Source organism: Pedobacter heparinus DSM 2366 (assembly GCF_000023825.1).
Lineage (GTDB): Bacteria > Bacteroidota > Bacteroidia > Sphingobacteriales > Sphingobacteriaceae > Pedobacter > Pedobacter heparinus.
The window spans coordinates 2,857,351-2,876,411 of sequence record NC_013061.1; the positions used below are offsets into that span (position 1 = coordinate 2,857,351).

The 19,061-nt window shown below is 46.2% G+C and carries 17 protein-coding genes and 1 riboswitch; of the genes, 11 read left to right on the forward strand and 6 right to left on the reverse strand.

Annotation, left to right across the window (positions count from 1 at the left end; genetic code table 11):
• Nucleotides 1–2 precede the first annotated feature (2 nt).
• Nucleotides 3–632: a DUF6266 family protein gene (locus PHEP_RS12200; protein WP_015808278.1), complete on the reverse strand. Its 630-nt coding sequence runs from the start codon at nucleotides 630–632 to the stop codon at nucleotides 3–5.
• A 307-nt stretch (nucleotides 633–939) separates the two neighbouring features.
• On the opposite strand from PHEP_RS12200, the gene PHEP_RS12205 reads away from it, so the two are divergent.
• Nucleotides 940–1,344 (forward strand): YtxH domain-containing protein, encoded by a 405-nt coding sequence (locus PHEP_RS12205; protein ID WP_015808279.1) that lies wholly within the window; start codon nucleotides 940–942, stop codon nucleotides 1,342–1,344.
• A gap of 62 nt (nucleotides 1,345–1,406) precedes the next feature.
• On the opposite strand, the gene PHEP_RS12210 is transcribed toward PHEP_RS12205, so the two are convergent.
• On the reverse strand, nucleotides 1,407–2,570 hold the full coding sequence (locus tag PHEP_RS12210) for an MFS transporter (protein WP_015808280.1): 1,164 nt from the start codon (nucleotides 2,568–2,570) through the stop codon (nucleotides 1,407–1,409).
• Nucleotides 2,571–2,711: 141 nt separating this feature from the next.
• A riboswitch (TPP riboswitch) is annotated at nucleotides 2,712–2,799 on the forward strand.
• Between the two features lie 72 nt (nucleotides 2,800–2,871).
• On the opposite strand from PHEP_RS12210, the gene thiS reads away from it, so the two are divergent.
• The 9 genes from thiS to PHEP_RS12260 all read left to right on the forward strand — a co-directional run bounded on the left by thiS (nucleotide 2,872) and on the right by PHEP_RS12260 (nucleotide 10,908).
• Nucleotides 2,872–3,072, forward strand: a complete 201-nt coding sequence (gene thiS / locus PHEP_RS12220) for a sulfur carrier protein ThiS (RefSeq protein WP_015808281.1) — start codon at nucleotides 2,872–2,874, stop codon at nucleotides 3,070–3,072.
• Between the two features lie 82 nt (nucleotides 3,073–3,154).
• Nucleotides 3,155–5,038 (forward strand): phosphomethylpyrimidine synthase ThiC, encoded by a 1,884-nt coding sequence (gene thiC, locus PHEP_RS12225; RefSeq protein WP_015808282.1) that lies wholly within the window; start codon nucleotides 3,155–3,157, stop codon nucleotides 5,036–5,038.
• A 23-nt stretch (nucleotides 5,039–5,061) separates the two neighbouring features.
• Complete coding sequence (locus PHEP_RS12230; protein WP_015808283.1) at nucleotides 5,062–5,673, forward strand: thiamine phosphate synthase; 612 nt, start codon at nucleotides 5,062–5,064, stop codon at nucleotides 5,671–5,673.
• Nucleotides 5,666–6,472 (forward strand): hydroxymethylpyrimidine/phosphomethylpyrimidine kinase, encoded by an 807-nt coding sequence (locus tag PHEP_RS12235; RefSeq protein ID WP_015808284.1) that lies wholly within the window; start codon nucleotides 5,666–5,668, stop codon nucleotides 6,470–6,472. Before PHEP_RS12230 ends, PHEP_RS12235 begins: the two co-directional genes overlap by 8 nt.
• Complete coding sequence (locus PHEP_RS12240; RefSeq protein ID WP_015808285.1) at nucleotides 6,462–7,085, forward strand: thiamine phosphate synthase; 624 nt, start codon at nucleotides 6,462–6,464, stop codon at nucleotides 7,083–7,085. Before PHEP_RS12235 ends, PHEP_RS12240 begins: the two co-directional genes overlap by 11 nt.
• Nucleotides 7,079–7,846 (forward strand): thiazole synthase, encoded by a 768-nt coding sequence (locus PHEP_RS12245; protein WP_015808286.1) that lies wholly within the window; start codon nucleotides 7,079–7,081, stop codon nucleotides 7,844–7,846. The genes PHEP_RS12240 and PHEP_RS12245 overlap by 7 nt, the downstream gene beginning before the upstream one ends.
• A gap of 16 nt (nucleotides 7,847–7,862) precedes the next feature.
• Nucleotides 7,863–8,981: a 2-iminoacetate synthase ThiH gene (gene thiH, locus PHEP_RS12250; protein ID WP_015808287.1), complete on the forward strand. Its 1,119-nt coding sequence runs from the start codon at nucleotides 7,863–7,865 to the stop codon at nucleotides 8,979–8,981.
• Between the two features lie 4 nt (nucleotides 8,982–8,985).
• Nucleotides 8,986–10,044 (forward strand): HesA/MoeB/ThiF family protein, encoded by a 1,059-nt coding sequence (gene moeB / locus PHEP_RS12255; RefSeq protein WP_036674560.1) that lies wholly within the window; start codon nucleotides 8,986–8,988, stop codon nucleotides 10,042–10,044.
• Nucleotides 10,045–10,059: 15 nt separating this feature from the next.
• Entirely contained in the window at nucleotides 10,060–10,908 is an 849-nt protein-coding gene (locus PHEP_RS12260) for a CvfB family protein (protein ID WP_015808289.1), read from the forward strand.
• Between the two features lie 217 nt (nucleotides 10,909–11,125).
• On the opposite strand, the gene PHEP_RS12265 is transcribed toward PHEP_RS12260, so the two are convergent.
• Nucleotides 11,126–12,826 carry a GMC oxidoreductase gene (locus PHEP_RS12265; protein WP_015808290.1) on the reverse strand — a complete coding sequence of 567 codons (1,701 nt, stop codon included), beginning with the start codon at nucleotides 12,824–12,826 and terminating at the stop codon, nucleotides 11,126–11,128.
• A 26-nt stretch (nucleotides 12,827–12,852) separates the two neighbouring features.
• Entirely contained in the window at nucleotides 12,853–13,437 is a 585-nt protein-coding gene (locus PHEP_RS12270; protein WP_015808291.1) for a gluconate 2-dehydrogenase subunit 3 family protein, read from the reverse strand.
• A 163-nt stretch (nucleotides 13,438–13,600) separates the two neighbouring features.
• Between PHEP_RS12270 and PHEP_RS12275 the strand changes: the two genes are divergently transcribed.
• Nucleotides 13,601–14,026: an acyl-CoA thioesterase gene (locus PHEP_RS12275; protein ID WP_015808292.1), complete on the forward strand. Its 426-nt coding sequence runs from the start codon at nucleotides 13,601–13,603 to the stop codon at nucleotides 14,024–14,026.
• 6 nt (nucleotides 14,027–14,032) lie between these two features.
• On the opposite strand, the gene PHEP_RS12280 is transcribed toward PHEP_RS12275, so the two are convergent.
• Nucleotides 14,033–16,645 (reverse strand): BamA/TamA family outer membrane protein, encoded by a 2,613-nt coding sequence (locus PHEP_RS12280; protein ID WP_015808293.1) that lies wholly within the window; start codon nucleotides 16,643–16,645, stop codon nucleotides 14,033–14,035.
• A gap of 13 nt (nucleotides 16,646–16,658) precedes the next feature.
• Nucleotides 16,659–19,013 carry a GAF domain-containing protein gene (locus PHEP_RS12285; RefSeq protein WP_015808294.1) on the reverse strand — a complete coding sequence of 785 codons (2,355 nt, stop codon included), beginning with the start codon at nucleotides 19,011–19,013 and terminating at the stop codon, nucleotides 16,659–16,661.
• Between the last annotated feature and the right edge of the window lie 48 nt (nucleotides 19,014–19,061).

Below are 19,061 nucleotides of genomic sequence, written 5' to 3' on the forward strand. Positions count from 1 at the left end.
TTTTATACCTGTCCTATATAAGTGCTTTTGGAAGTTTCCGAGCGGTCGGGAGATACAAATGAAATGTAAACCTCTGCTGGTTCTTCTATTAAATTTCCAGGCAGTAACATCAGTTCTTTTCCCTCCATTCGCTTCGCCACATATAACATGCTGATCGCCGCTTTTGACTCCGGAAAATAAGCCATCAGCAGGGCCTGATCAGATCCGTTCCCCCAGGAAAATCCATCCGTATCCCAGGTAAACGCTATTCCGGCAGCTATCCTGCTGGCCTCCGGATTTTCTGCAGGCAATAGTTCTCCTTCACTCAGTATTACATTTGGACAATCGATCTCTATGTCCGGATAATAACCTTTAAGTACATCTTTTTTATTATAAGCAATGGCCAGGTTGTAATAATTTTTAGTGCTGCCCTTTGCCGCTGAACTAAACCCAGCTTTTAAATAGCCTTTCATCGTATGAAAAAAATTGTTGAGTACTTTCATACGCAATTCATTATCGAGTTGTTTTTCACTGGAACGTGTTCTTTTATGTCTCACCATCCTGGTCACGTTCTGTCCGTTCAGCACATAACTGGTGATATTGCCGGTAGTACCGGTTAGCGGCCCGTAAAGGCCATTTAATAATTTACCCATAATCAGTTTTTTAGCAATTTTTGTTAGTTAAGTAAAGATAATCAATGCTTTACACATCATCACTATCTGCAGATCATTATTTTAAAACATTTTTTAAACATTTTTAGATCATTTTTAAATCTTAGTTAGGTCAAATCGACCTAGCAAGGACCTAGTAACGTCCTATTAAGGTCCTAGTAATGTTCTAAAAATATATAGAGCAGGAAAAACACTTTCTTCTTCTTTTAAAGCACTAATAAAAAGAAAATTAAAACAAAGTCCCCCTTATAACCGTTTATACTCTGATAATCAATTACAGGAGTGCATTATGAATTATAAGAAACTAATAACAGACCGCTTTTCAGGCATACCGCACAGACCGACAGATACTACAGGAGCAGTGATCGCTTTGCTGACGGGACTGGCAGTTGGGGCGGTGCTGGGTGTATTGTTTGCACCGGAGAGTGGAAAAAAGACCAGGGAAAGAATTTCCGACAAGGCTTTGGATTTAACAGATAACCTTAAAGATGGTTATCAATCGGTAAAAGACAGGATATCGGCCGGTAAAGATGATATTGTAGGTTTAAAAGACCGGGTTGTAGACAATGTAAAAAACAAGGCAAACGCCGTTTCGCAGGAATTTAAAGAGTTCAAAGATGCGGAAACAGAAAAAGTAAAATCAGGTGTAAAACAGGCAGCTGATAATGCCAATGATACCATTCAGGACATTTAGTAGCCTATAAACCGTATAAGTACAAATGGAACAGCCGGCTTTTTCCGGTTCAGCGAAGGCTTTCAGCTCAATGGCTTAACGCTTTGATCTGAAAGCCTTTGGTGTTTAAAAAATAGCTGTGTAATGGGGATCAGCAATATCCCGCACAGGGCAAAAATGACAAAAGACACCCTTAAATTGAAGGCATGGGCCAGATAGCCAATTAAAGGCGGGCCAAGCAACATCCCCGTAATGGAATAGGTGGCAATGATGGATATGGCCATACCTGCCGAATATTTTTTTGAAGCACCGGCCAGGGCGTAAGACATCGGGATTACAGCCGCGGTACCAAAACCTACCAGCGAAAAGCCGACCATAGCCGTCCAGAAATACGGAAAAATAATGGCCAGACAAATGCCCGAAACAATACAGCTTGCGCTCATGATATAGGTTTTTGGCATGCCAAAGCGTGCCACAATGAAATCGGATAAAAATCTGGAAGTGGCCATAAAGGTCATGAAGATCAGGTAACCATAGGTAAAGATCTCTACTTTTATAATTTCCTGGAAATAGATACCGCTCCAGTCGAACATCCCCCCTTCACAGATGGCACAAAGGAAAACCACCAGGCCCAGGTAAAAAATATAGGGATCTGGCTTGCTCAAAATGAGCTTGTTACCGGTTTCGGAGCGGTCTCCCTTCAGCAAATACTGGTAAGCATATAGGCTAAGCGACAGCATCACAATGGCTACAGCCGTAAAATGAATCTGGATGGGTACATTGAAACTGAGCAAAAGTGTAGACAGCAGGATTCCTGCTATGCCACCCATGCTCCAGTAACCATGAAAAGAACCCATGATCTTTTTATCGAAACGCTTTTGCAGGGTTAAGGCCTGGGTGTTTACAGAAATATTAAAGATACGGGTGGTAAAGGCAAATACCACTACGGCCAAAACCAGGCTTAAGGTATTGTGTGCAAAACCAATAAGCGTAAGCGCCAGCATGTTGAGTCCGTAGCCCAGCGTTAAAGGTCCGCGGCTGTTGTATTTGGACACCAGCCAGCCCGAAATGGGCAGGCCCAGCAGGGAACCTATGGGCAGGGCCAGCAATATACTGCCCAGCTCGGCCTCATTGAAACCAAAAGTAGTTTTAATGGTCGGGATCCGCGAAGCCCAGGTAGAAAAACTTAAGCCCGACATAAAGAAAAACAGACTTAAAAAGAAACGATGTTTTGTGTTAGAGATCATTGCATAGGTTTGCGCTGCAAATTTAGCAATTCCTTTGGTTGTTATGACCCGCTTTTATTAAAATAGTGTAAGAATTGCACTTTGCAAATAAATATAAAATTGGCATTGATTTGCGTTTTATAAAAAATAAACTAGCTTTACAAAAAACTTTAGGGGTGCCTTGCGCTGAGATATACCCTTTGAACCTGATGCAGTTAGTACTGCCGAAGGGAAAAGTAAGAGCAACCCTCTTGTTGTTCTTTTTCCATTCCTGTAATGGGCTATTCCTGGAGTTTTTAATTGAACAAAAAATTAAAAACTTATGGAGATCTCTGTAAATCAACAACATTATCAGCTGAAAGAACCTTGTTCTGTTGAACAAATGCTAAGCCTTGTCAACGCACCGGCCAAAGGTATTGCTGTAGCGGTTAACCATACCATTATCGCAAAATCTGACTGGCCCGTCCATGTATTGCGGCAGGGCGACCAGGTGATGCTCATCAAAGCCACCCAGGGGGGCTGAACTCTTTTAACAAACCCATTTATCCCATTCCAGCAGCTGAAATTTTGAAACATCGGTTTCATCATCCTAAAAACGAATAACAATGAAAGTAGAAAAAACACCTGGCGAACAGGTAATCAGTCGCACTCCTTTTCCGGCATCCCGTAAGGTATACGTGAAAGGCCAGCTGCATGACATTGAAGTGGCCATGCGCGAGATTACTTTGAGCGACACCAAAATCCACAATGGTTTTGGCTTAACCGAGCCCAACCCGGCAGTTACAGTTTATGATACGAGCGGGCCTTATACCGATCCTGATGCCCATATTGATGTAAAAAAAGGCCTGCCCCGATTAAGGGAAAAATGGATTACCGGCAGAAAAGATGTGGTGCAGCTGCCGGAGATCAGTTCTGATTACGGACAGGAGCGCCTGGCCGACAATAAACTGGATGTTTTGCGGTTTTCGCACCTGAACAAGCCCTATAAAGCAGTAAAAGGCGCCAATGTATCGCAAATGCATTATGCCAAAAAAGGTATCATTACCGCCGAAATGGAATACATTGCCATCCGCGAGAACCAGCGCATAGACTTGCTGAACGAACAGCTGGGTGTGCAGTTTGAAGTGATGGGCCATCAGCATAAAGGTCATAGTTTTGGCGCCAATACGCCTAAGGGCTATATTACACCCGAATTTGTGCGTGCAGAAGTGGCTGCAGGCCGGGCGGTCATTCCCTGTAACATCAACCACCCCGAGCTGGAGCCGATGATCATTGGCCGCAATTTCCTGGTGAAGATCAATGCCAATATCGGCAACTCAGCCGTTACATCCTCAATTGAGGAAGAAGTGGAAAAAGCCGTGTGGGCCTGCAGGTGGGGTGCCGATACGATTATGGACCTTTCGACGGGTAAAAACATCCATGAAACCCGGGAATGGATCATCCGCAACTCCCCTGTTCCGATTGGTACGGTGCCGATTTACCAGGCCCTGGAAAAGGTGAACGGTAAGGCTGAAGATTTAACCTGGGAGCTGTTCAGGGATACCCTGATTGAGCAAGCCGAACAGGGGGTAGATTATTTTACCATCCATGCGGGTGTGCTGTTGCGGTATGTGCCTTTAACGGCCAAAAGGATAACGGGTATTGTTTCCCGTGGCGGTTCCATTATGGCCAAATGGTGCCTGGCGCATCATAAAGAGAATTTCCTGTATACCCATTTTGAAGAAATCTGTGAGATCATGAAGGCTTATGATGTGGCTTTCTCGCTGGGCGATGGCTTAAGGCCGGGCTGTATTGCCGATGCCAATGATGCCGCCCAGTTTGGCGAGCTGGAAACTTTGGGCGAGCTGACTAAAATTGCCTGGAAACATGATGTGCAGACCATTATTGAGGGGCCGGGCCATGTGCCCATGCACCTGATCAAGGAAAATATGGAGAAACAGCTGGAACACTGCTCGGAAGCACCCTTTTACACCCTGGGGCCGCTGACTACCGATATTGCGCCTGGATATGACCACATCACTTCGGCCATTGGTGCCGCCATGATCGGTTGGTTTGGTACAGCAATGCTCTGTTATGTAACACCTAAGGAGCATTTGGGCCTGCCCAATAAAAAGGATGTAAAAGATGGTGTGATTACCTATAAGATTGCGGCCCATGCTGCCGATCTGGCCAAAGGGCATCCCGGGGCGCAGTACCGCGACAATGCCCTGAGCAAAGCGCGCTTTGAATTCAGGTGGGATGACCAGTTTAACCTGTCGCTCGACCCGGATACGGCCAGGGAGTTCCATGATGAAACACTACCTGCAGATGGGGCCAAGATCGCCCATTTCTGTTCGATGTGCGGACCCAATTTCTGCTCGATGAAAATTACGCAGGATGTGCGGAAGTACGCATCGGAACAGGGTGTGGATGAGCAGGAAGCTTTGGAAAAAGGTATGGCAGCTAAATCTAAAGAGTTTACTGAGAAAGGAAGTGAAATCTATCTGTAAATGAAAATGTTATAATTAATATTATGGAAGTCATTGTCATTTCAGACCCGCTTTATTTTAAAGCTGAGGCCCGGCTGATCAACCAGCTTTTTGAAGCGGGGATGCCCATTTTTCATTTGAGAAAGGTGGGCAGGAACAGGGCCGATTATGCGGCGCTGCTTGGGGGCATAGACGAGGATTACCACGACCGGCTTGCCCTGCACCAGTTCCATGAACTGCAGGCAGATTTCCCATTGGTTAAGCGGCTGCATTACCCGGAGCAACTGAGAAAGGAGCTGGATGCTAAAGGCCTGCCTTCTCCCTCCGGAAATGATGTTTTGAGTACTTCCATCCATCATCCCGATGCATTGCTGGAGCTTACCCGATTTGAGTATACCTTTTACGGACCGGTGTTTAACAGTTTGTCCAAACCCGGATATACCGGAATAGCAGAGGCGGATGCCGGTTTTACCTTGCCGGTTAAGCGTACCGGCCCAAAAATCATCGCCCTTGGCGGTATAGATGCCGGAAAAGTAAATGCGGTAAGGGCCATGGGATTTGATGGACTGGCCCTGCTTGGAGCGGTATGGATGGATAAAGAACAGGCTTTAAACAGGTTTAAACTGATCAAAGATAAATGCGATAGCGATGATTGAAGAACTGGAACAACATGGGATACCTGGGCAGGGCAGCAAGCTACGCCCCTATGCAATGAGCATAGCAGGTTTTGACCCCAGTGCGGGGGCAGGACTTTTAGCCGATGTGAAGTGTTTTGAGCAGCACCGGGTATATGGTTTTGGGGTGTGTACGGCTTTAACGGTGCAGACAGATACGCATTTTCTGAAAAACCAGTGGCTGGATGCAGAACAGATCATTGAGCAAATGATGGTACTGCTGCTGAAATTTGAAGTGAAGGCCTGTAAGATCGGCCTGATCAAGAACAGCAGGATCTTACTGGAAGTGGTTAGCCATTTAAGGCAGCATGCCCCCGAGATTAAGATTGTACTGGATCCGGTGTTAAAGGCAAGTGCGGGTTATGCCTTTCATGACTGGGAAAATGGTTTGAAGAAGCTGGAGCCGGTACTGAGGCAAATTGACCTGATTACACCCAATTACCCGGAAATGCTGAGCCTGGGCGGAAAATCAGGGGCCGGACAGTTAACAGCCATTGCACAGCACTGGGCAGCCTATTGCCCTGTATTGCTTAAAGGGGGACACCTGGAAAAAAACAAGGGTACAGATTATTTATTTGAAGGTAGTCAACATTTTGAATTGAAGACAGATATATTATCAAATTTTCAGAAACACGGGTCTGGCTGCGTCTTATCGGCCGCCATTACTGCCCGGCTGGCCAAAGGTGATCACCTGCTGCAGGCCTGCATTTCGGCAAAAAAATATACAGCACATTTTTTAAACAGTAACAACAGCCTGTTAGGCTATCATTATGAGGATTGACCAATTGCATTATATTTCTCAGGCAAGCCGGGAGGGGCACCTGGAAGCCATTGAGCGGGTTTTACTGGCCGGCGGAAAGTGGATACAGTTAAGGGTAAAAAATGAGCCGGAAGCAGTGGTACTGTCACTGGCCATAGCTGCCGCCGCCTTATGCAAAAAGCATGCGGCCAGGCTGATCGTAAACGATTACCCCGAAATTGCCTTAAAGGCAGGTGCAGATGGTGTGCACCTGGGCCTGGACGATATGCCTGTTGCAGCAGCAAGGGCTATACTTGGCCCCGACCTGATCATTGGCGGCACGGCCAATACTTTTGGACAGCTGCAGCAAAGGGTAGCTGAGGGGGCAGATTATATCGGTTTAGGCCCCTACCGCTTTACTACCACCAAACAGAACCTGAGTCCGGTTATTGGCCTGCAGGGCTATGTAAAACTGATGGAGCAGGCGAAAGCAGCCGGGATAGGTACCCCTGTTATTGCCATAGGAGGCATTACAGCGGACGATATCCCTTTACTGATGCAGGCAGGCCTGTATGGGGTAGCTGTTTCGGGAGCATTGAGCCATCCGCAGGATACTTCTGTTGTATTGAACCACATCAACCATTTATTATGTTAAAAATAGCAGATAAAATATTTAGCTCCCGGCTCTTTACCGGCACGGGAAAGTTCAGTTCGGCTCTAGAAATGGAAGCAGCTTTGCTGGCTTCGGGCTCTGAGCTGGTTACGGTAGCCCTGAAAAGGGTTGACCTGAATGCAGGTGATGATGACATCCTGAAGCACCTGAAACATGCGCACATCAACCTGCTGCCCAATACCTCTGGGGTAAGAAATGCCAAAGAAGCAGTTTTTGCAGCACAAATGGCCAGGGAAGCCCTGGAAACCAACTGGGTAAAACTGGAGATCCACCCGGACCCCAAATACCTGATGCCCGACCCTATCGAGACTTTAAAAGCCACAGAAGAACTGGCTAAACTGGGCTTTATTGTTTTGCCTTATGTGCATGCCGACCCGGTATTGTGCAAGCGGCTGGAGGATGCAGGAACTTCGGCAGTTATGCCCCTTGGATCGCCCATAGGCAGTAATAAAGGTTTAAAAACGATAGATTTTCTGGAGATCATCATTGCCCAGAGCAAGGTGCCGGTTATTGTGGACGCAGGAATAGGCGCCCCATCTGATGCGGCAAAAGCGATGGAAATTGGTGCCGATGCGGTACTGGTAAATACGGCAATTGCTGTTGCAGGAAATCCGGGACTGATGGCCGGGGCCTTTAAAATGGCTGTAATGGCAGGCCGGATGGCCTTTGAAGCCAGGCTGGGCAAGGTATCGGCGGGTATGCAGGCCCTTGGCAGCAGTCCGCTTACCTCTTTTCTCGACTAATTTAAAGACCAATAACATGGGTAGTTTCAATGATATTTTTAAAGCCTGCAGCTGGGAAGAAACCAGTAACAGCATTTACGCAAAGACCAGTGCGGATGTGGAACGGGCCCTGGCTTGGGGTACAGCTAAAAGAACGCTGGAAGATTTTAAAGCACTGCTCTCTCCTGCTGCTGCACCTTACCTGGAACAGATGGCCGAAATAAGCCGGCAGCTTACCTTAAAACGCTTTGGGCGGGTGCTGCAAATGTATGTGCCCCTGTACCTTTCCAATGAATGCAACAACATCTGCACGTATTGCGGCTTTAGCTACGACAATAAAGTGAGGCGCAAGACCCTCTCTCCTATAGAGATCATGCAGGAAGTGGCGGCTATTAAAGAAATGGGTTTCGATCATGTATTGCTGGTTACGGGCGAGGCCAGCCAGTCGGTACATACCGCTTATTTTAAACAGGTGCTGGAACTGATCCGTCCGCATTTTGCGCAGATCTCTATGGAAGTTCAGCCTTTAGACCTGGCCGATTACGAAGAGCTACGACCCTATGGTTTAAATACCGTGCTGGTATATCAGGAAACCTATCACCAGGAAGATTATAAAAAGCATCACCCCAGGGGTAAGAAATCCAATTTCCTGTACCGGCTGGAAACGCCCGACCGGCTGGGCCAGGCAGGCATACATAAAATAGGCCTGGGGGTGTTGATTGGCCTGGAGGACTGGCGTACGGATTCATTTTTTACGGCTTTGCACCTGGATTACCTGGAAAAAACCTACTGGCAAAGCAAATACAGCATTTCATTTCCGAGGTTGCGGCCTTTTAGCGGGGGGCTGGAGCCTAAGGTGGCGATGAGCGACAGGGAGCTGGTGCAGCTGATCTGCGCTTACCGCTTGTTTAATGAGGAGGTTGAGCTGTCCATCTCGACCAGGGAATCGCAGGTATTCAGGGACAATATCATTAAGCTGGGCATTACTGCCATGAGTGCAGGTTCTAAGACCAATCCCGGTGGCTATGTGGTAGAACCGGCCTCGCTGGAGCAGTTTGAGATATCGGACGAGCGCAGTGCAAAAGAAATTGCGGCCATGCTTGCACAGCAGGGCTATGAAGCCGTTTGGAAAGATTGGGACAACAGTTTGGTTTAAGGAAATGGAAAATCAGAAACGTTACGACAGGCAGGTCATCCTTCCGGAAATTGGCCTGGATGGGCAGCAAAAACTTAAAAATGCGAGGGTGCTTGTTATTGGGGCGGGTGGCCTGGGCTGTCCCCTGCTCCTGTACCTTGCCGCTGCAGGTATAGGCCATATGGGCATAGCCGACCATGATGTGGTGGACGAGAGCAACCTGCAGCGGCAGATTTTATACCAGATGGCGGATATAGGAGGCTTAAAAGCCGAAATTGCGGTAAACAAGCTTGGCTTGCTGAACCCGGATGTGGATTTCAGGGCTTATCCCTTTAAACTGGGTATGGAAAATGCGGCTGAACTGATTGCTGTCTACGACCTGATCATCGATGGTTCTGACAATTTCCCTACCCGCTACCTGGTAAATGATACCTGTGTGGCCTTAAATAAAACACTGGTATTTGGTTCTATATTTCGATTTGAAGGGCAGGTAACGGTATTTAATCATAAAGGGGGACCAGATTACCGTTCCCTTTACCCCGAGCCACCGGCAGCAACTGAAATGCCCAATTGTGCTGAAGCCGGGGTAATTGGTACGTTGCCCGGAATTACAGGCACCTTAATGGCCAATGAGGCCATCAAGATCATTTGTGGCTTTGGTGAGGTATTGTCGGGGAAACTGCTGCTGTTTAATGCACTGAACAATGAAATGCAGGTATTTGGCTTTGGCAGTCACAATGTGCAAAACCGGCGCGCTGTAGGGCAGAAAGGAAAGATGGATGTACCGGCCCTGCCCGGACCACATGAAATCAGCCCCGGTCAGCTCGCAGAATGGAAAAATGAAAACATAGCGTATCAGCTGATAGACGTAAGGGAAGCTTATGAATACGAAGAATACCATATTGGTGGCATCAATATCCCCCTTTATGAATTAAGCCAGCACATCCCCGCCCTGCTTCAGTATGAAAAGATCGTTTTTTGCTGTGCTTCAGGAACAAGGAGCAAAATTGCACTAAACCTGATGAAGAATAATCATAAAGCTGAGTGCTATACTTTAATCGTTTCTGCAAATCAGCAAACATAATGTTACCTTTGCAGTATGATAGCAATAGGACAATACAACGATCTGAGAATTATAAAAAAAACAGAAGAAGGTCTGATTTTAACTGAAGGGGAAAAAGAGGTATTACTGCCTTATGTTGATGTACCTAAAGCGGCTGAAATTGGCGATAACCTGAATGTTTTTGTGTTTATGCAAAAAGATGGCAGGTTGCAGGCTACCACAAAAAGACCTTTGGCCTGCGTAGGTGATTTTGCTTATCTGACTGTTGTTGATGAAACTGAAGATGGCGGTGCTTTTATGGATATCGGTTTGGGTAAGGATATTTATGTACCTAAACGCGAACAAAAACGCCCGATGTTTAAAGGTGACAAGCATGTGGTATATGTTTTTCTGGATGAGAGCAACGACCGTATGCTGGCCTCGTCCAAGCTGCTGAACTTTGTGGAAGAAGAAGATATAGACCTTGAAGAAGGTGATGAAGTGAGTTTACTGATTGTTGACCGCTCGGATATGGGTTATAATGCAATTGTTGACAACAAATACATTGGCCTCTTGTATACCAATGAGTTATTTGATGAACTGAACCCAGGGGAAACCAGGAAGGGCTGGATCAAAAAGATCCGTGTAGAAGGTAAGATCGACCTGAGCTTACAGCCTATGGGCTATGGGCATATCCTGGAAACCAAGGATGTATTGCTGGAAGAGCTGAAAGACAGTGGCGGTGTAATTGCTTTGGGCGATAAAAGTTCACCTGAAGACATTTACCAGCGTTTTAAGATCAGCAAAAGTGCTTTTAAGAAAGCAATTGGTGGTTTGTATAAAGAAAGGCTGATCACGATCTCTGATCATGAGATCAGAGTTAATGTTGATCATGAAGCTGAATAATAGCAGGATTGGAGTAGCATGAAGATTAGTTTAACAGAAAAATAAACCATGCTATTCATTGTCTGGCATCTGCTCCCCGGCTTTTTAACAAAGCCGGGAAACAGCGCCTAGGCCAATTCATAGCAGGTATATTTTTCTGTTTTAGCATGATGCATAACCTGGGTGTCTCTCCTAAGCATCATGCTATGAAAGTAAAAATACTTGCTTTTTTACTTTCTTAAATATTCCCTTTCTTCAATTCTTTAACCGCATAATCGGATGCACGCGCAGTTAATGCCATAAAGGTTAAAGATGGGTTCTGACAGGCAATAGATGGCATACAGGAACCATCAGTAACGAATACATTGCTGACTTCATGCATTTGGTTCCATTTGTTGAGCACCGATGTTTTCGGGTCATTCCCCATTCTGGCGGTTCCCATTTCATGGATGGCCATACCCGGATAACAACCATTGTCATAGGTTTTGATGTTTTTCATGCCTGCTGCTTCCAGCATTTCGGCGGCATCGTTCATCATATCGATACGCATCTTTTTCTCGTTCTCCTTGTACTCACAATCAATAGCCAGTACCGGCTGTCCCCATTTGTCTTTTTTGGTTTTATCGATGTAAACCCGGTTTTCATAGTAAGGCAACATTTCTCCAAAGCCGCCCAGGCCCATAGTCCAGGCCCCTGGTTTGTTCATTTTATCTTTAAAATCAGCACCTATGGCCAGTTCCGCCACATCACTTTGCCAGTTTTTCCGGCTGGCACCACCCTGGTAGCCAAAGCCACGTAAATAATCACGTTTATCGCTGCCGACATTGCGGTACCGGGGCACATAAATCCCGTTTGCACGGCGACCGAAGGTATATTTATCTTCAAAACCAAGCGCTTCAGCCGATGCACCGCAACGGAAATGGTGGTCCATCAGGTTATGGCCCAGTTGTCCGCTTCCATTGCCCAGACCGTTAGGGTGTGCTTCGGAAGTAGAGTTCAAAAGGATAAATGTGGAACCTAAGGTAGAACCATTTACAAAAACAATTTTTGCATAGAATTCCATTGTTTTCTGCGTTTCCGCATCTATCACCATTACACCTTTGGCCTTTTTGGTGTTTTTATCGTAAATGATATGGTTAACGATGGAATAAGGCCTTAGGGTGAGCCTGCCTGTAGCCTGGGCTGCCGGTAAGGTAGAAGATTGTGTACTGAAATAAGCACCAAAAGGACAGCCACGACTGCAGAGGTTACGGTACTGGCAATTGCCACGCCCTTTATGCGGAACAGTTAAATTTGCTACACGGCCAATGGTCATGATCCGTGTTCTTTTGTAATGCTCTTCAATGCGTTTTTTAACAGATTTCTCTACACAGTTCAGGTCCATAGGTGGCAGGAACTGTCCGTCGGGTAATAATGGCCAGTTTTCGGCCTGACCGCTGATACCGGCAAAACGTTCGGCATAATCGTACCATGGGGCAATATCTTTATAGCGGATGGGCCAGTCGTTTCCATGCCCATCCCTGGCATTGTCCTCAAAATTATGGTCGCTGAACCGGTAGCTCTGACGGCCCCACATTAAGGATTTGCCACCCACATGGAACCCGCGGTACCAGTCGAAACGCTTGTCTTCAGTATAAGGGCATTCCAGGTCGTTTACCCACCATTTTTCATTTGCTTCCTGATAAGGATAGTCCCTTTTCTGAACAGGGTGAGTTCTTTTTTGCTCTTCGGTGAGTTTGCCTGCATGCTGGAACTCCCATGGGTTTTTCATGGCAGAATCATAGTCCTTCACATGCTCTATGTTCATTCCCCGTTCCAGCATCAGCACCCTGAGGCCTTTTTCTGTAAGTTCTTTTGCAGCCCAGCCGCCACTGATCCCCGATCCTATGACGATAGCATCGTATGTATTTTCTTTCTTTAAATCTGTATTGATGTTCATGATGTGTAATTCCTTATTTTAAAACATTAGGTGGCCCATGACTTTTGTCCGGGTTTCAGTGTAGTGGCACCATCGTAACGACCCGGGATGGCGATGTATTCACGCGCCTGGGTACAACCGATCTCTGAGGCATAATATCCCAGAATGGTCAGGTCCCTTACAATGACAAAAAAATAAGGCACATTTTTTTTGGCTGCTCTATCAGCCTTTTGCTGTGTAATGGTATCAGTACGGAGCTTAGCTACCAGCTCCTCACGTTCTTTTACGCCTAGCAATAAGAAACTTTTGTTAAAATCTTTCATGGACCGGGCTTCCAGATCCTTTAAGCCTTCTGCAAAGGCTTCCTGCATTTTGGCAGGATAACAATCTTTGATCATCATAGGGATGAAACTGCCCAGGCCTGCAGCCTTGGCACCAGGTGCATCTTTGGTTGATGGAATGATGATGTCTGCAAGTTCGGCCAGGATTTTCTCCTGGTCGGCGGAGAAGGAGACGGTATTTTTCTCATTTTCCGGAAGGGTAAAGCTTTCAAATAAAACACCGAAGGTAGTGGCCGAAATTGCAGTTCCTAGCCAGATAGCGGTGTTTTTAAGCGCTTCTCGTCTATTCATGGTTGTTTAAGGTGGTTATTGTGTGTGGTTTAAATGCGTTTAAAAATAAGGTAGTCAAAATAGAACTTATTTGCAGGATTTCAAAAGAGATATTGTAATTTTTACAATATCTCTTTTCCGTATATTTACAGGGTTATTTTATTCATAAATTACGGTATCCGATATGAAGCATATACAGTTAAGGTGGGCAGACCTGGACCCCAATTTTCACCTGAGGCATAGCAGTTATTACGATCTGGCAGCGCAGGAAAGGATAGATATACTGGATGCCTATGGCATTACCCTCCAATTGATGAAAACGGAGAACGTGGGGCCGGTATTGTTTAAAGAACAATGTGAGTTCAGAAGGGAGATCCACCTGGGTACAAAGATCCATATTGTAACCAGTTTACTGAAAATGAAAAGGGATGGTTCAAGATGGATCATTCAGCATGAGTTTCTTTCAGAAGAAGGTAAATTGCATGCACTGATCCAGGTGGAGGGCAGCTGGATGGACACTGTTAAAAGGAAACTGGCCAGGCCGGTGCCTGTCGCAATATTTGAGGGGCTGGAAAAATTCCCCAAAACACCGGATTTTGAATACCTGTAAGGGGCATCAGAAGTTAAAACCTACCGACAGGTAGAGCATACTGGCTTCTTTGGAAAGCCCGACAGTGCCCTGCAAGAGGATCACTTCGCCCGGCATTACATACAGGCCAGCACCATAGCCCTGATGCCAGCGGTTAGAATGTTCCCCTTTTTCCCATACCCTGCCCACATCGGTAAAACCGACCATACCTACGGTACCCGGAACCAGGTAAGAAGTAAAATTGAAGAGCTTAAGCCTCAGGTCCAGATTGTTGTAAAACATGGAATTACCTGTAAAACGTTTGCTGTTGAAGCCCCTCAGGCTGTTTACCCCACCCAGCTGCATGCGCTGAAAAAAGGTTGGGCTGCCTATGGTTGTGCCCCCGCCGATCCTGTTGGCAATAACCAGTCCGGATTTGCCCGGGTTAAGGTAAAAACGGAACTCAGCGGTAACAGCCCCATAACTGCCGCTCCCTTCATCCAGCCGGTGCTGCGCAAGAAAACTGGTTTTCCAGAAAATCCCCTTTTTGGGCACCGAAATGTTGTCGCGGCTGTCGTACACCAGTCCCCCTGAAAAACCACCATATAATTTATTGGCAAATACTTCCGCTTCGGGATTGGCTATATTAAAATCGTTAAAAAACCTTTCCTCATTATCGGCAGCACTACTCATGTAATAGGAAAACAATACCCCCACATCGGCCCTCAGGTGTTTGCCCAATTGCCTGCCCAGCTTCAGATCGGCATTGAGGTAATTGTACCTGTTGCGGTAATAGGAAATCCCGTCTTCACGGTCGGGCCCGCCATTATCGGTATCAAAATCATGGTCTATGTTCTCTGTATTGTTGCCCAGTCCGAAAAAGTTGCTCAGGTTATTGGGTCCAAGCAGGTTGGCATGTACCGTAAGGTCGTTGTTGCCTATGGCCTTTTTAAAATCTGAGACATAATCGAGTATAAAAGAGCGCCGGCCACTGTTATAGTTCACCCAGAATTCGTGTTTACGGGCATAGGGTTCCTTTCTGAAACCTTGCTTTTCGATCACATAGCCCAGCGCGACCTGTATGCCCTGGTCGATGTTGTATCCACCGTTAAAAAGCACCCCGGTACGGTCGTACAAGAAGCTGTTCTTGTCAAAACGGTTTACCAGCGTGTCATTTGCCAACCTGAATTTAGCCAGTGACCTTGCAGGAAAATGATTGGCTGTATCTGGCTGATCGTAGATAAAGGGCTTATTTTTCACATCTGCAGCTACCTGATAGGAATTGCCGGCTGGCCCGCCTACCAGGCGGACACGGATGCGGGAACTGCCTGCACCTTCTACGACAAAAGTATCTTCACCGCCGATACCAAAAAGCCTGACTTCTTTGGTGATGTGCTGATCAAAAATCCTTTTGTATACCAGACGGCCTTTTTTTCCTTCTTTATTGATGTTGTTGATGCTCAGCTCTACATCTCCGTTGTCCAGGTTTTTAACTTTAATGATCTCCTTTTTTTCAGAGGCGGGTACATCTACATGGATAGACAGGAAGCGGTAATAATGCTGGGTAAGCGAATCCAGTTTATCCCTTCGGGAAATAAAATGGCGCATCAGTTCGGCACCGTTCAGTTTAAAAATGGTATCGGGCATTTGTTTAAAGGCTTCCAGCACCACTTCATTGCTCAGCTTCTGCTGCACGTAGGCTGCTTCTTTTTTCCAGTCCTGCGCCGTAAGTTCGTTTAAAAAATAGCGGTCAAAATACCGTTCATTAAAGCTCCAGTGGTCTACATCCCTGATGTTATCGCTGTAAGGCTGCAAATGGGTCTTGAGCCACTGATGGGTAAGCACCCAGGGAAATACCCCGGTAGTTTTATAAAAGACCTTGTCTCTGTCGCGGGGCACAGGGATATAGGTTGTTTCCCCTTTATCTTTGTCCTTTTCTGCCAGCCAGCGCCAGTTGTCTTCATGCCTGTCCCAGTCGCCCAGCAAAAAATCGAGCATCCTTGCCCTTAACGTAAGCTGTTGTTCGGCCCGGGTATCATTGTTCTGCTGGATCTTGCGCTGAACTTTTTCGGTATTGTCTGTTTCCTTTTCAAAAGGACTTCTTTCTTCTATTAAATAAACGGCATTGGCGAAACGCTCCCGGTATTCGCCCAGGCCGGGATCATCACCTACATATACGATTTCCGGTTTAGAATGTGGGATGCCAAGTGCAGAGGCCAGTGTGGGCACCACCAGTGCAGCAAAAGGGTGATTGGTAGAGACCTGGTCCTGGGCAATGTCTTTGGCGATGGTGGCACGAAGGTTCTCGGCCATGCCCTGCTCAGGATATTTCTGAACGGTACGCAGGGCCCATTCCTTACCAGTGGGGTCGACAAGCCTTAAAGAGCGGGTCTGCATTCCCCCGCCAAGCTTTACAATTTTGAGCCCCCCTTTTTCTTTCTGCAGGTCGATGATCCTCAATTTTACAGGTGTAGCCCAGATCTTACGATAGCTTTCGCCCAGCCAGAACCGGTGAAAGGTACTGACACTATTGTACTCGGGTGCAACGGCAACGGTGATGGAGTCTTTTGCTGGCAGTTGCTGTGCTTTTGCAACAGAATATGCAGCAGTTAAAACCGGACCAGACAACAATACTGCAAACAGACTCTTTTTAAAATGCATGTTAATTTAGCTATTAATATTTCACCCCTATCCTGAGGGCTTTTAATCCTTCCACCCCTTGTAATTCTTCCAGTTCAAGGTGTTCCAGATCATCGTTCAGCATACGTTTGGCCTGTAATTTTTTAATGTAACCGATGTATTCTTTGGCTTCGGCACCGTTAAAATATACAATGGCTATTTTTCCGGGCTGGGTAAGCCTTTCTGAAGTACCTTTGATCAGGGCCTTATCAATGCGCTTTTTTACCATCTGGTAGCGGATATTGTAGCTACCCTCTACATCGAAACGCTGCTCATCTATCCGGAAACTGATATCGATCAGCTTTTCGTAGACAAAGATCAGCTGTGTGGTTTCCAGCGGGGTAGAAAAGTAAGGGCCCAGGTTGTTGGTTGTACGGGCAATTTCGGCCAGCACACGCAGTTGCCGCAGCCTGAAATCATGTAAAATACCCTGTGGGAAACTGAGGCCTGGTGCGATAGACTGCCCCAGGTAAAGATCGAACTCTACCCCATCCGTACGGAATTTCTCGAAATAACAGGGATATATGCTCTGCAGTTCGGCATTAAACTCGTCCAGGTGCCGGGTTACCGCCACATTGATCATTTGCATGCTCTTTTCATAGCGTTCCCTGTTCTCAAAGATCTTACCTTTATCGCCCGTAAGTGTAAAATAGCTGTTCACCACATCTTCCACTTCAGGATAAGTTTCCTTTAAATGTTGTAAAGCATTAGGGATCTGGCGTTGCAGATAGTCTTCCGTTTTAAATATTTCGCGGTCAGACAGTTCATCAAGGTGCTTGTAGCTCCATACTGAAGCCCCTTTAGGGATTTCGTTTTCGGTACAGGCACTTGCTTTTTCCCTGATGGCGCTGAGTGTGCTCTCAAGGATCTCGAAATGTGCATAGAGGTCCCTGCGGATGGCCGCATTACGCTGTATACTGGAATTCCTGATGTCTATAGCCGCATAAAAAGGATATACATTTTTAAAAAAGACCGGTTCGATGGGGAAATTCCGGTCCCTTGCGCCCGACTGGATGTAGTTATAGGCTGCTTCGTGGAAACGCCACTGTACAGAAGGCTGCAAGGCTGTAAACTTATCCATGATCACATCCTGTAAGTCGTTGTTGAAGTCGACAATCACCCCCTGGAACAATTGCGCCAGCAAGGGAAAGGAACCTTCAATTTTACTGAGTGTATGGCCGTTGAACAGACTGGGGTCTTTAGTGTAAAGTTCCAGACAGCCCACCAGCTTGGCATTATAATACAGCGGGAACAGGGCATAAGATTTAATCCCCACTGTTCCCAGGAGCTTTAACATGGGATAACTCAGGTATTCCTCCTCCGTTATTTCCGGAAAGATCAGCGTTCGGGGCTGACTGATGTAGTCGTCGATCAGCTGGTTGTATTCACTATCGCCCTGCCCTTGTTCCCTGGCCAGCTGCATCAGTATGCTGTTGAAGCCTGAAAGCTCATTGATCTGCAGCTTATTGTTCAGTTTGATGTAAGGGATCATGCCAAAATCAACCTGATCGGTACCTACCAGGGTTTTTAAGGCTGTTGCAATTTCCCTGGTGTGCAGGCCCTGCTGGGATTCATTGTGCTGGATGACCAGGTTCTTCACCGTTTCGAGTGCATACTCTCCGGTTACGTCTGTTAAGGTAACAATGGAGATGCCCTCGATGGTAAACAATTCCGGCGGGATCAGCCTGGTCAGGATTTTTAAGGTATTCCTTTCATCCTTTATATCGTCTTTAACGTCCTTTAAATTGTATTCAGGTAGTTTGGTTTTGGTTTTAACATCCAAAAAACGGGTATCAACATTTAAACGGTAATACCTGAGCAAATGGGTTTCCGGATCGATAACAGAATGAATGGTGAACTGGTTGCCTGTTAATGAAAAATTATAAAAGCGCTCCATGATGATATTATAAAACGCAGAAAGCAGGTTTTTCTCCATTTCCTTCTTAGAAGGAAGCTTAAGATCGGCTTTGAGGTTACAGTTCCCTTCATCCATAAAAACACTGTAAAAGGCATTTGTACCATAATGAAAGCGGGGCGAAATGGGGGTTCCCAGCGCCCAGTACTGTTCTTTTTCGTCTGTTATAATTGGGGATAAAGCGGTATAGATGAGTTCAAAAAGTTCGGAATAGCGCTGTGCATTTTCGGCAGGTATAGGATCTTTAAGTTCAGGATAAGCATTAAACTGCCCGAGTATGTATTTGTAGAAGTTTACTTTTACAGTTTTTTCTTCTTCCGCCCTTTTTTCAACATATTCAATAAAGGGGCGTAAAGAGAGCTTAATATCCGCACCAACAATATGTTGTCCCGATTCACTGATGCTCTTGTTCAGATCTAGCGTTATTGCTTGCATTTATATGTTTTGTTTAGCGCAGCCAGGCGGCCGTGCCCCAAATTTACT